Below are 12,126 nucleotides of genomic sequence, written 5' to 3' on the forward strand. Positions count from 1 at the left end.
GTCCCGTTTCACCGGGGCCCTCCGGGCGCTTCCCTTCGTTCTTGCGTTTCCGACTCTATCAGACTCTTTCGTGTCCGATTCCCGGTCGAAGCGGGTTCCGCTTTCCAGTTCTTCGCTTTCGCGTTTCCCTTTCCGGCGAGTCCGACTCTATCAGATCCTTTCGGGCCTGATTCCCAGTCAGCGGGGCTTGTCATCCCGGCTGTTGGGCCGTTCCGACGAGTGAGACTTTAGCGGAATCCGGGGCCCCGACGCTAATCGGGTCATCGTTCCTTCGAACGTGGATTCCTCATTCCGAACGTGCACACAGAAAACGTGCGACACAGTCGCCGGTTTCTGGTGGTCACTACGGAATGGCTGTCCGGGGACCGACCGGGGTCGGCGCTCACGTCGGACAACTCGGAGCACACTACGGATCCGCACGGGTGGTGTCAACCTCCGGCCTGGCCCCCGCGTCGCGGAAGGCTGTCCGGTAGTCGCGCGGGCTCGTGGAGAGGTGCGCCGCGAAGTGCTGCCGCATGGTGATCTCGCTGCCGAACCCCGTGCGGCGGGCCACCTCCGGGAGGGGCAGGTCGGTGCGTTCGAGGAGCTTCTGGGCTGCGGCGATGCGTTGCGTGATCAGCCAGCGCAGTGGAGTGGTCCCGGTGGTGGCCTGGAAATGACGGGCGAAAGTGCGTGCGGACATGCCGGCCCGGGCCGCGAGGGTGGCCACGGTGTGCGGTTCCGCCAGGTGGGCCAGCGCATGGGCGCGGACCGAGGCAAGAGTGTCGGCGTCCCGGTCGGACTCCGGGGTGGGGTGCTCGATGAACTGGGCCTGGGTTCCGGTCCGGAACGGGGCCGTGACCATCGAACGGGCGATCGTGGCCGCCACTTCGGCTCCATGGGTGATGCGGACCAGATGGAGGCAGAGGTCGATGCCGGCCGCCGTGCCCGCCGAGGTCCAGATGTTCCCGTCGCGGAGGAAGAGGGCGTCCGGCACCACGGTGACCTCGGGGTGGTGGGCATGAAGGAGGTCGGTGAGGTTCCAGTGGGTGACGGCCTGACGGCCGTCGAGCAGCCCCGCCTGCGCAAGCGTGAAGGCGCCGCCGCAGAGCGCGGCGATGGGTGTGCCCCGCGCTTGGGCACCGCGCAGGGCCTCGAGCACCACGGCCGGGGCCGGGGTGAGGTGGTCGTCGAGGCCGGGCACCACGATCAGGTCGCAGCCGGACAGCCAGGCCAGCGTGCGGTCCGGGGTGAGGGACAGGCCCCCGCGGAGCGGAATGGGTGCCGGGTCGGCGGCGGCGCGGCGCAGGTCGAAGGCGGGGACACCCCGGTCGGTGCGGTCCACGCCCCAGACCTCGGTGATGACGGAGACGTCGAACGCCCGCACTCCCGGGAACGAGACCAGAGCGATGCGGGCGGGGCGGTTCGGCGAGGCGGGCACCTTGGCAGTAAAGCATCGATCGATGACTTTCCCGGCTCTGGGAGACGGCCGCCCGTCGACGGAGAGTGGAGGCATGGAGATCGCAGGGAACGCAGCGCTGGTCGTGGTGGATGTGCAGCAGGGCTTCGAGGAGGAGGCGTACTGGGGACCGCGGAACAATCCGGATGCCGACAGGAACATCGCGGGGCTGATCGATGCCTGGCAGGCGAGTGGCCGGCCCGTCGTGTTCGTGCGGCATGACTCGATCAAGCCGGACTCGCCCCTGCGGGTGGGCTATTCGGGAAATGCGTTCAAGGAGTACGTGGAGGAGCGTCGCGGAAAGGGGGACGGGGCGGAGTTGTTCCTGACGAAGTCGGTGAACTCCGCCTTCTACGGGACGCCCGATCTGGATGCCTGGCTGCGGGAGGCCGGGGTGCGGCAGATCGTGGTGGCCGGGATTCAGACCAATATGTGCGCGGAGACGACAGCGCGCATGGGCGGCAATCTCGGGTACGAGGTGTTCTTCGCTTTCGACGCGACGTACACCTTCGACGCGGTGGGGCCGTGGGGATGGGCCCTGGGTGCGGACGAGCTGGCGCGGGCCACCGCCGTGACGCTGCACGGCGGTGGGTTCGCGAAGGTGGTGCGCAGTGCGGATCTGGTTGCCGCGGTGAAGTAGGCGAGTGAGGTGGGGCAGGGGCGCGGCGGCTCAGCCGTTGCCGGAGGCGAGCTCGCGGCTGCGGTCGCGGGCTGCTTCGAGTGCGGCGATGAGGGCGGCTCGTACGCCGTGGTTCTCCAGTTCCCTGATGGCGCTGATGGTGGTGCCGGCCGGGCTGGTGACGGCCTCGCGGAGCTTGACCGGGTGTTCACCGCTGTCCCGGAGCATGATCGCGGCGCCGATGGCGGCCTGGACGATCAGGTCGTGGGCCTGGGCGCGGGGCAGGCCGAGCAGGATGCCCGCGTCGGTCATGGCCTCGACGAGGAAGTAGAAGTACGCGGGTCCGGAGCCGGAGAGCGCGGTGGCGGCGTCCTGCTGGGACTCCGGGACGCGAAGGGTCTTGCCGACGCCGCCGAAGATCGCCTCGGCGTGGGCCAGGTGTCCGGGGGTGGCGTGGCTGCCCGCCGAGATCACGGACATGCCCTCGTCCACGACGACGGGGGTGTTCGGCATGACACGGACGACCGGGGTGCCCTCGGTGAGGCGCTCCTCGATGAACGCGGTCGGGATACCGGCGGCGGCGGTGATGACGAGACGGTCGGCGGTGACGTGCGGGGCGAGTTCGTCGAGGAGCTTGCCCATGTCCTGCGGCTTGACCGCGAGGATGAGGATGTCCGCGCTCTTGGCGGCTTCGGCGTTGGTGACGGACTCGACGCCGTAGCGGGTGCGGAGCTCCTCGGCGCGCTCGGAGCGCCGCGTGGTCACCAGGAGATCGGCGGCGCGCCAGCCCGCCCGGATCATGCCGCTGAGCAGAGCCTCGCCGATTTTTCCTGTACCGAGGACTGCGACTGTCTGGGTCATGCGGTTTCACCCTCCGGGTGGCGGTTCTCGTCGTTGCCGCCATCCTCGCACCGGGTGTTCAGGTGGTGCGGCGGCGGAGGGTGGCCGCGCCCAGGCAGAGGACGAGCAGGGCGCAGCCCGCGACGATCACGATGTCGCGGAAGAAGTCGGCGGTGATGTCGGTGTGGGTGAGGACCTCGTTCATCCCGTCGACGGCGTACGACATCGGCATGACGTTCGAGATGGCTTCCAGGGCGGGGTGCATCTGGTCGCGCGGGGTGAACAGTCCGCACAGGAGCAGCTGGGGGAAGATCACGGCCGGCATGAACTGGACCGCCTGGAACTCGGAGGCGGCGAAGGCCGAGACGAACAGGCCGAGCGCCGTCCCGAGCAGCGCGTCGAGCAGGGCGACCAGGAGCAGCAGCCAGGGCGATCCGACGACATCCAGGCCGAGCACCCACACGGACAGTGCGGTGGCCAGGACGGACTGGAGGACGGCGACCGCCCCGAAGGCGAGTGCGTAACCGGCGATCAGGTCGCCCTTGCCCAGGGGCATCGCGAGGAGACGTTCGAGGGTGCCCGATGTGCGTTCGCGCAGCGTGGCGATCGAGGTCACCAGGAACATCGTGATGAGCGGGAAGATGCCGAGCAGCGAGGCGCCGATGGCGTCGAAGGTCTGCGGGCTGCCGTCGAAGACGTAGCGCAGCAGCGTGATCATCAGGACGGGGACGATCAGCAGCAGCGCGATGGTGCGGGGGTCGTGCCGGAGCTGGCGCAGGACACGGGCGGCGGTGGCCAGGGTGCGGGCGGGGCTCAGCGGCTGCGGGGTGTGCGCGGGGGCCGTGGTGCTCATCGGGTCGTCTCCTGGCGGGTGGCGGTGGCGGCTTCGTCGACGAGGTGGAGGAAGGCCTCCTCGACGGTGGCGGAGCCGGTGCGGGTGCGCAGGCCTTCGGGGGTGTCGGAGGCGAGGATCTCGCCCGCGCGCATGAGCAGCAGCCGGTGGCAGCGCTCGGCCTCGTCCATGACGTGCGAGGAGACGAGGATCGTGGTGCCCCGGTCGGCGGCGAGGGTGTGGAAGAGGTTCCAGAGGTCCCGGCGGAGTACGGGGTCGAGGCCCACGGTCGGTTCGTCGAGGACCAGGAGTTCGGGTGTGCCGAGCAGGGCGACCGCGAGGGAGACGCGGCTGAGCTGGCCACCGGAGAGGTTCCCGGCCAGTGCGTCGGCGTGGGTGGTGAGGTCGACGTCCTGGATGGCTCGGGTGACGGCTTCCCCGCGGGCGTCCCGGTGGCTGCGTCCCGGCTGGAGGACGGCCGCGAAGTAGTCCAGGTTCTGCCGAACGGTGAGGTCGGTGTAGACGGACGGGGCCTGGGTGACGTAGCCGATGCGGGGGCGCAGTGCGGGGTGCCCCGCGGGGCGGCCGAGGACGTCGAGGGTGCCGGTGACCTTTGCCTGGGTGCCGACGACGGAGCGCATGAGTGTGGATTTCCCGCAGCCCGAGGGGCCGAGGAGTCCGGTGATCCTGCCCGGTTCGACGGCGAAGTCGAGGCTGCGGAGCACGGTGCGGTCGCCTCGTTCGACGGTGAGGGCGCGGGCTTCGACGGCAGCTGTGGCGGCGGGTGCGGCTGTGGGAGCGCGGCCGGTTCCCGCACCGTACGGAGAATTCATCATGTGATGAATTTTCGTCCCGTCGAAGGTCCCGCGTCAAGGGATCGGCGTGGCGTCGGGCGCGGTCGGCCCGAGGCGTGATCGGAATGAGTGGTCCGCTCCCGTTCCACCCCGTTCTGCTTCGTTCCATCCCGTACTGCACCCATGTTTCTCACCGCCCACTGCCGACGGAGGCACCTTCATTGCGTGGCATTCCGGTCTCTCGCGCCGACTTCACCGCTTCACTCGTCGTCTTTCTCGTTGCCCTGCCCCTCTGCGTGGGTGTCGCCGTCGCCTCGGGCGTGCCGGCCGAGCTCGGACTGATCACCGGGATCGTCGGAGGAATCGTCGCGGGACTGCTCCCGGGCAGCAGCCTGCAGGTCAGCGGTCCTGCGGCCGGGCTGACCGTCCTGGTGTACGAGGCGGTCGCGCTCTACGGGATCGGCGCCCTCGGGGTGCTGGTCCTGACCGCCGGCGCACTGCAGGTGGCTCTGGGGGTCATGCGGCTCGGACGGTGGTTCCGTGCCGTGTCCATCGCCGTGGTGCACGGGATGCTCGCCGGGATCGGACTGGTCCTGATCTCCGGTCAGGTGTACGTACTCGCCGACGCGACGGCTCCCGGCTCCATGGGGCAGAAGATCGCGGGGCTGCCGGGCCTTCTGCTCGGCAAGGGGGTGTCCGGTCCGGCTGTCGCATTGGGGGTCGGGACCGTCGTCGTACTGACGCTCTGGCCGAAGTGGCGGCGGGCAGCGCGTGTGGTGCCCGCGCCGCTGGTGGCGGTGGGGCTCGCGGCCGGGGCCACCGCGGTGTTCGGTCTGCCGGTGCGCCGGCTGGAGGTGAACGGCCTGCTCGACGCCGTACAGCCGCCCGGGATCGCCGACTGGGCGCGGCTCCTTGAAGCCGGGGTCCTCGGCACCGTCCTCGCGTTCGCGCTGATCGCCTCGGCGGAGTCACTGTTCAGCGCGGCGGCGGTGGACCGGCTGCACAACGGGAAGCGGACCGACTACGACAAGGAACTGATCGCGCAGGGCGCGGGCAATGCCGTGTGCGGGGTGCTGGGCGCCCTGCCGATGACCGCGGTGATCGTGCGCAGCGTCGCCAATGTGCAGGCCGGCGCGCGGACGAAGGCGTCCCGCATCCTGCACGGCGTGTGGCTGCTGCTCTTCGCCGCGGCCCTGCCGATCGCGCTGGGGATCATTCCGGTGGCGGCTCTGGCGGGCGTACTCGTCCACGCCGGCTACAAGCTCATTCCCGTACGGACGCTGGTGCCGCTGTGGCGTGAGCACCGTGGTGAGGCGGTGGTGCTGGGGGTGACGGCCGGGACCATCGTGGCGACCAGCCTGTTCGAGGGGGTCGTGGTCGGACTGGTGCTGGCCGTCGCCAAGACCGCCTGGGACATCAGCCATGTGCATGTGGAGGTGGAGGAGGGTGCCGGCGGTGTGCTGCGGGTGCGGGTGGCGGGCAATGCCACGTTCCTGCGGCTTCCGAAGCTGCTCGACGCCCTGGACGCACTGCCGCGCGACCGGGTGGTGGAGCTGGATCTGGCGGGGCTCCGGCACACCGACCACGCGTGTGCGGCCGCTCTGGAGGGATGGGCCGAGGCCCACGAGGCACGACGGGACCAGGAGACCGGCACGGTCAGCGGATCGCCACGATGAGGTCGGCGACATAGCGCTCCTCGACCCTGCCGTCCGGGAAGAGCCCGGCGAGGTGAGCGCGCTCCGCGGCGAGGAAACGGCGGGTGGCCTCCTCACCGGCGGTGCCGAGCACGAGGAACGCGGAATGGCTGGCGAGGTTGGCGAGGTGGGTCTCGACCGGCACCGTCCGGGACCAGGGGAGCAGGCGCTGCGCGAAGCCGCCGCCGTCCGGCCGGGGCAACTCGCGGAACCGGCTGCCGGGGACCGGGGACGCGGGCGAGGAGCCGTGCGCGCTGTTGTCGGCGCCGAGGTGGCGGCGCAGACGGGTGTCCTGGTCGGCGATCCAGGCGACGGAGTGGTCGGAGACGTTCCACCACAGCGCCAGGGCGCCCCCGGGACGCAGGACGCGGAACGCCTCGGGCATCGAGCGTTCCTGATCCGTCCAGTGCCACGACTGTGCGTAGGTGATCAGGTCGGCCGACGCGGTGGCCAGCGGGAGACGGTTGCCGTCCCCCCGAACGATCGGTACGGACGGGAGCGTCCGGTGCAGTTCGGCCGCCATACCGGGGCCCGGCTCCACGGCCGTGACCCTGGCGCCCCGGGCGTGGAGCAGCCGGGTGGCGATGCCTGTTCCGGCGCCGATGTCGACGGTGCGGGCGCCCCGCAGCGGACGGCCCGCCAACTCCTCGACGGCGTCGAAGAGGGCGGGCGGGTAGTCGGGGCGGGCCGCCGCGTACTGGGCGGCGGCACGGTCGAACGAGAGGGCGCGTGCAGTGGCCATGCACTCATCGTGCCTCTGCCCCGGCCTACGCGGGAGCGGTTTTCCGCAGACGCTACTTCCGCCCGGTGCGCTTGCCCTTGGCGCTCCTGCGGGCCGCCGGGTTGCCCGTGCGGGTCGAGCGGCGCTTCACGTACTGGGCGAGCGCCGTCTCGTACTCCGTGCGTCGGAGCTTCTCGCCGGGCGCCTCCAGGAGGGAGCGGAAGAAGTACGCGAGGAGCGAGCCGATGAAGCCGATGGACTTGAGGCCGCGCAGGCTGTCCTCGCGGGACGGGTCGGCGGGACGGCGGCTGAACCCGTCCCAGGTCCTGCGGAAGGCGATGGCGCTGCACACCGCGAACATCAGGACCACGAGCATGCCGACGAGGCTGCCGACCTCGGCGATCTCCAGGCCCTGGTACGCGAAGCGGAGGACGAAGCACGAGGCGACGGCTGCCGCGAGCGAGCCGACGGCTGCCCCGGCGCGCCGCAGCCCGTAGCCACCGTCGTGGTCGACCCAGGTCGTACCGAAGAAACGAAGGGGCTCGGGCTGCGGACCCGGCGTGCTGCCGCCGGACGTCGTGCTGCCGGAGGGCGTACCGGATGCTTCGCTGTTCTCGCTCACGGAATCGATTATCCCTGGGCGAGCGCGGTGCGTGTCAGTCGCAGCGCGGGGCGATGTAGCCGTCACTGCCCGTGTGCACGTACGCGTCGGACACGAACTCGCCGCTGGCGATGTTGTCCCAGAGGTTCGTCGTGCCGTACGGGCCGCTGACCCGCTCCCCCGGCTTCTGGCAGTAGACCGGGACGCTCATCCCGTACGGCAGCGTCCTGACGATCCCGTACTGCGTGCCGGGTCCCTTGCGGACGTTGACGCGGTAGCCGGGGGCGATGGGGTATCTGACGACGCTCGCGGCGAGCGTCGTCACCCCCTGGTCGTCCGCCGCCGCGCTGTCGGTGATGCCGGTGTTCTCTCCAACGCCCATGAGGGCCTCCCCCGTTGAAAACGATGCGTACGACGCGCAGGCTAACAACCCCCAGCCGACTCGCACGCACCATCGACTAGGCTCCGTGCGTCGCGCTTGCGGACGAACACACGGGGGTGGGCGGTGCCGCCGCTGCGAGGTACCGGATCGCATCCGGAAGCGGAACAACCTGAGTACGCCGGCCGGTACCGGCTCGAGGCATGTCTCGGTGCGGGCGGCATGGGTGTGGTGCACCTGGCACGCTCCGCCTCCGGGCTGCAGCTCGCGGTCAAGGTGGTGCACCGCCAGCATGCGGCGGACCCCGAGTTCCGGGCACGGTTCCGGCAGGAGGTCGCGGCGGCCCGCAGGGTCAGCGGCGCGTTCACCGCTCCGGTCGTGGATGCCGATCCGACAGCCGAACTGCCCTGGATGGCCACGCTCTACGTGCCCGGCCCGACGCTCTCCGCACAGGTCAAGCGGAACGGGCCGATGAGCCCGGCCGAGCTGCGCAGGCTCACGGCAGGGCTGGCCGAGGCCTTGCGTGACATCCACCGGGCCGGTGTCATCCACCGCGATCTCAAGCCGAGCAACGTGATGCTCCCCGACTCCGGTCCCAAGGTCATCGACTTCGGGATCTCCCGGCCGTACGACAGCGATCTGCGCACCGAGACGGGAAAGCTGATCGGCTCGCCCCCGTACATGGCGCCCGAGCAGTTCCAGCGGCCGCGTGAGGTCGGCCCCGCCGCGGATGTGTTCGCGCTGGGCGCGGTGCTGGTCCACGCGGCGACCGGCCGGGGGCCCTTCGACTCGGACAGCCCGTACATCGTGGCCTATCAGGTGGTGCACGACGAGGCCGATCTGGCCGGGGTGCCCGCCGATCTGGCACCGCTGGTCGGGCGGTGTCTGGCGAAGGATCCCGCGGAGCGTCCCACCCCGGACGAGATCATGGCGGCGCTGCATCCCCCGTCGTACGAGGCCACGGCGTTCGTCCCGGCACAGCGGCGCCCCGCCTCCGTCGGGTCCGGGGCGGCGTCCGGCGCGCGGGAGCCCGCCCAGGAGACGGCGACCCACATACGGGCGCCGGAACCGCCGTCCGGGGCGAGTCGCGGGCGGCGGACGGGACGGCGGCTCGCGGTGGCCGCGGGAGTGCTCGCCCTGATCGCCGGCTGTGTGTGGGCGGCCGGTGCGTGGAACAGCTCCGGGACCCCGGGCACGGCCGAGGCCGAGGGGAGGAAGAAGAGCGCGCCGGCCTTCGTACCGTGGCAGACACCGCTGCCTTCCCCGCAGGGCTCGACACCCTCGTGCTCCCCCTCGGGGACGGGTGCGGACTCCGCGTTGTACTGCGTGGCCGCGGGCTTCGGCACGGCGCGGCTGGACCCGTCGGACGGCCGGGTGATCTGGTCGCAGCGGGACGCCTCGCCGGAGGCCCCCGAACTGGGAGCGCCGGCCGGCGGACCGGCGTACACCGCCGTGCCGGGCGAAACCCTCCGGGCCTACGACCCCGGCCGGGGCACCCAGCTCTGGAGGACGGACCTCTCCGCGTACCTCGACGTCCCCTTCCCTGCCGGTGACACGCTGCTGATGGTCGGGCGGGACGGCACCGCGCAGGGCCTCGACGCCACGACCGGCGCCTCACGCTGGCGGCACACCGTCCCCGGCCACCGCCGGCCGGGCTACGCGCTGTACGACAGCGGAACAGGACTCGCGTACGCCTTCGAGAACTCGGCGCACGGGACCACCACGCTCGTCACGGCGGTCGAGGCGCGGACCGGGCGCACCGCCTGGCAGCGCCGGCTGGACGGGACGCTCACCCCGGCCGGGGCGTCCGACGGGATACTCGTCCTCACGTCCATGGACGAGAACGCCCAGACCACCGGGCTGGTGCGCTACGACCCGGTGCTGCGGAGCGCCACCCGGACGACGCTGCCCTTCCGGATGAACGAACCGGAGGTCGTGCTCGGCGGCGACACCGCGTACCTGCTGGAACGCGGCGGCACACTGCTGGCCGCCGGAATCCGTCCGAGCAGCGGGAAAGCGGAACGGTGGCGCCTGGAGACCGCCGTCGGGCTCACGTCCTCGCCCGTCCTCGGAGAGGGCGACCGGCTGTACTTCTCCGCGGCCGACGGGCGGCTGCTCGCCGTCGACACGGAACACGGAACGCTGCTCGGGCAGACCCGTCCGCGGCTGAGGGCGGGGAAGCTCAGCCACGCCTCGTCGCTGCCCGCTCCCGTGGTCCTCGGCACGGCCGTGTACGGAACCTCCCCGGACGGTTCCGTTTTCGCCGTGGACGCGAACGACCCCGCCCACTGGTGATACCGGGGACGGGGTCGGCCGTGCGGTGGTATCAGCCGAGCTTGGAGACGTCGCGCACGGCGCCGCGGTCCGCGCTCGTCGCCATGGCCGCGTAGGCCCGCAGCGCCGCCGAGACCTTGCGGTCGCGGTTCTTCGGCGCGTACACGCCGTTCAGGGCCGCTCGGCGGGTGGCCAGCTCGGCCTCGGGGACGAGGAGCTCGATCGAACGGTTCGGGATGTCGATCCTGATCCGGTCGCCGTCCTCGACGAGCGCGATGGTGCCGCCGGACGCCGCCTCCGGCGACGCGTGCCCGATGGACAGCCCGGACGTGCCGCCGGAGAAACGGCCGTCGGTGACGAGCGCGCAGGTCTTGCCGAGACCGCGCCCCTTCAGGAACGACGTCGGGTAGAGCATCTCCTGCATGCCGGGGCCGCCGCGCGGGCCCTCGTAGCGGATGACGACGACGTCGCCGTGCGTGATCTCCTTCCGGAGGATCTTGTCCACCGCGTCGTCCTGGGACTCGCAGACCACGGCCGGGCCCTCGAAGGTCCAGATCGATTCGTCCACACCGGCTGTCTTGACGACACAGCCGTCGACCGCGAGGTTGCCCTTGAGGACCGCGAGGCCGCCGTCCTTCGAGTACGCGTGCTCCACGGAGCGGATGCAGCCGCCCTCGGCGTCGAGGTCGAGGGTGTCCCAGCGCTCGGACTGCGAGAAGGCGGTCGCGGAGCGGACGCAGCCGGGGGCCGCGTGCCACAGCTCGATCGCGTCGGGGGACGGGGAGCCGCCCCGCACGTCCCAGGACTTCAGCCAGTCCGCGAGGGAGTCGGAGTGGACGGAGTGGACGTCCTCGTTGAGGAGGCCGCCGCGGTAGAGCTCACCGAGGATGGCGGGGATGCCGCCGGCCCGGTGGATGTCCTCCATGTAGTACGTGCCGCCGGGCGCGACGTTCGGCGCGACCTTCGCGAGGCAGGGGACACGGCGCGAGATCGCGTCCATCTCCGGGAGGCCGAAGTCGAGCTCGGCCTCCTGGGCGGCGGCCAGCAGGTGCAGGATCGTGTTGGTCGAGCCGCCCATGGCGATGTCCAGGGCCATGGCGTTCTCGAAGGCGGCCCGCGAGGCGATGTTCCGGGGGAGGACCGTCTCGTCGTCCTGCTCGTAGTGGCGCTTGGTGATCTCGACGATCGTGCGGCCGGCGTCCTCGTACAGCGCCTTGCGGGCGGTGTGCGTGGCGAGGACCGAGCCGTTGCCGGGCAGGGCCAGGCCGATCGCCTCGGCGAGGCAGTTCATCGAGTTGGCGGTGAACATGCCGGAACAGCTGCCACAGGTCGGACAGGCGTTCTCCTCGATACGGAGGATGTCCTCGTCCGAGATCTTGTCGTTCACCGCGTCGGAGATCGCGTCGACCAGGTCGAGGCTGCGGACCGTGCCGTCGACGAGGGTGGCCTTGCCGGCCTCCATCGGACCGCCGGAGACGAAGATCGTGGGGATGTTGAGGCGAAGGGCCGCCATCAGCATGCCGGGGGTGATCTTGTCGCAGTTGGAGATGCAGATCAGCGCGTCGGCGCAGTGGGCCTCGACCATGTACTCGACGCTGTCCGCGATGAGGTCGCGGGAGGGCAGGCTGTAGAGCATGCCGCCGTGGCCCATCGCGATGCCGTCGTCCACCGCGATCGTGTTGAACTCGCGGGGCACCGCGCCTGCGGCCTTGATCGCCTCGGAGACGATCCGGCCGACGGGGGCGAGGTGGGTGTGCCCGGGGACGAACTCCGTGAAGGAGTTGGCTACCGCGATGATCGGCTTGCCGATGTCCTCACTGGCTACGCCTGACGCCCGCATAAGGGCGCGGGCGCCCGCCATGTTGCGGCCGTGGGTGACAGTGCGGGACCTCAGATGGGGCATCGCCGATCGCTCCTTCGACAGATAAAGACTG

At 71.1% G+C, this 12,126-nt stretch carries 11 protein-coding genes; 3 read left to right on the forward strand and 8 right to left on the reverse strand.

Annotated elements, in window-relative coordinates; translation table 11 throughout:
• Positions 1 to 406: 406 nt before the first annotated feature.
• A complete protein-coding gene (locus ACFQ6X_RS18775) occupies positions 407 to 1,420 on the reverse strand; it encodes a GlxA family transcriptional regulator (protein WP_383182804.1) in 1,014 nt (337 codons plus the stop codon).
• Between the two features lie 73 nt (positions 1,421 to 1,493).
• On the opposite strand from ACFQ6X_RS18775, the gene ACFQ6X_RS18780 reads away from it, so the two are divergent.
• Entirely contained in the window at positions 1,494 to 2,078 is a 585-nt protein-coding gene (locus tag ACFQ6X_RS18780; protein WP_383182806.1) for a cysteine hydrolase family protein, read from the forward strand.
• 30 nt (positions 2,079 to 2,108) lie between these two features.
• Here ACFQ6X_RS18780 and proC read toward each other — a convergent pair whose 3' ends face one another.
• From proC to ACFQ6X_RS18795, 3 genes are read right to left on the reverse strand one after another with little or no spacing between them, the layout of a single operon-like run.
• Positions 2,109 to 2,918, reverse strand: a complete 810-nt coding sequence (proC, locus tag ACFQ6X_RS18785) for a pyrroline-5-carboxylate reductase (RefSeq protein ID WP_351179221.1) — start codon at positions 2,916 to 2,918, stop codon at positions 2,109 to 2,111.
• 58 nt (positions 2,919 to 2,976) lie between these two features.
• Positions 2,977 to 3,750 (reverse strand): ABC transporter permease, encoded by a 774-nt coding sequence (locus ACFQ6X_RS18790; protein ID WP_383182808.1) that lies wholly within the window; start codon positions 3,748 to 3,750, stop codon positions 2,977 to 2,979.
• A complete protein-coding gene (locus tag ACFQ6X_RS18795; RefSeq protein ID WP_383182810.1) occupies positions 3,747 to 4,565 on the reverse strand; it encodes an ABC transporter ATP-binding protein in 819 nt (272 codons plus the stop codon). The genes ACFQ6X_RS18790 and ACFQ6X_RS18795 overlap by 4 nt, the downstream gene beginning before the upstream one ends.
• 179 nt (positions 4,566 to 4,744) lie before the next feature.
• Between ACFQ6X_RS18795 and ACFQ6X_RS18800 the strand changes: the two genes are divergently transcribed.
• Positions 4,745 to 6,199 (forward strand): SulP family inorganic anion transporter, encoded by a 1,455-nt coding sequence (locus ACFQ6X_RS18800; protein WP_383182812.1) that lies wholly within the window; start codon positions 4,745 to 4,747, stop codon positions 6,197 to 6,199.
• Here the strand turns inward: ACFQ6X_RS18800 and ACFQ6X_RS18805 are convergent.
• The 3 genes from ACFQ6X_RS18805 to ACFQ6X_RS18815 are packed head-to-tail and all read right to left on the reverse strand — an operon-like array spanning position 6,180 to position 7,921.
• On the reverse strand, positions 6,180 to 6,959 hold the full coding sequence (locus ACFQ6X_RS18805) for a class I SAM-dependent methyltransferase (protein WP_383182814.1): 780 nt from the start codon (positions 6,957 to 6,959) through the stop codon (positions 6,180 to 6,182). The two genes, ACFQ6X_RS18800 and ACFQ6X_RS18805, sit on opposite strands and share 20 nt — an antisense overlap.
• Before the next feature lie 52 nt (positions 6,960 to 7,011).
• On the reverse strand, positions 7,012 to 7,560 hold the full coding sequence (locus ACFQ6X_RS18810) for a hypothetical protein (protein WP_329209837.1): 549 nt from the start codon (positions 7,558 to 7,560) through the stop codon (positions 7,012 to 7,014).
• A gap of 34 nt (positions 7,561 to 7,594) precedes the next feature.
• A complete protein-coding gene (locus ACFQ6X_RS18815; RefSeq protein ID WP_383182816.1) occupies positions 7,595 to 7,921 on the reverse strand; it encodes an SH3 domain-containing protein in 327 nt (108 codons plus the stop codon).
• Positions 7,922 to 8,044: 123 nt separating this feature from the next.
• Between ACFQ6X_RS18815 and ACFQ6X_RS18820 the strand changes: the two genes are divergently transcribed.
• Complete coding sequence (locus ACFQ6X_RS18820; RefSeq protein ID WP_383183012.1) at positions 8,045 to 10,213, forward strand: PQQ-binding-like beta-propeller repeat protein; 2,169 nt, start codon at positions 8,045 to 8,047, stop codon at positions 10,211 to 10,213.
• Positions 10,214 to 10,244: 31 nt separating this feature from the next.
• On the opposite strand, the gene ilvD is transcribed toward ACFQ6X_RS18820, so the two are convergent.
• A complete protein-coding gene (gene ilvD / locus ACFQ6X_RS18825) occupies positions 10,245 to 12,095 on the reverse strand; it encodes a dihydroxy-acid dehydratase (RefSeq protein ID WP_383182818.1) in 1,851 nt (616 codons plus the stop codon).
• Positions 12,096 to 12,126 lie beyond the last annotated feature (31 nt).

It is taken from the genome of Streptomyces sp. NPDC056452 (assembly GCF_042796085.1).
GTDB lineage: Bacteria > Actinomycetota > Actinomycetes > Streptomycetales > Streptomycetaceae > Streptomyces.

Bases quoted from the DNA above. Each gene is read 5' to 3' on its own strand.
- ilvD (WP_383182818.1), bottom strand. From the start codon at position 12,095: ATGCCCCATCTGAGGTCCCGCACTGTCACCCACGGCCGCAACATGGCG.
- proC (WP_351179221.1), bottom strand. From the start codon at position 2,918: ATGACCCAGACAGTCGCAGTCCTCGGTACAGGAAAAATCGGCGAGGCT.
- ACFQ6X_RS18815 (WP_383182816.1), bottom strand. From the start codon at position 7,921: ATGGGCGTTGGAGAGAACACCGGCATCACCGACAGCGCGGCGGCGGAC.
- ACFQ6X_RS18780 (WP_383182806.1), top strand. From the start codon at position 1,494: ATGGAGATCGCAGGGAACGCAGCGCTGGTCGTGGTGGATGTGCAGCAG.
- ACFQ6X_RS18790 (WP_383182808.1), bottom strand. From the start codon at position 3,750: ATGAGCACCACGGCCCCCGCGCACACCCCGCAGCCGCTGAGCCCCGCC.
- ACFQ6X_RS18805 (WP_383182814.1), bottom strand. From the start codon at position 6,959: ATGGCCACTGCACGCGCCCTCTCGTTCGACCGTGCCGCCGCCCAGTAC.
- ACFQ6X_RS18795 (WP_383182810.1), bottom strand. From the start codon at position 4,565: ATGATGAATTCTCCGTACGGTGCGGGAACCGGCCGCGCTCCCACAGCC.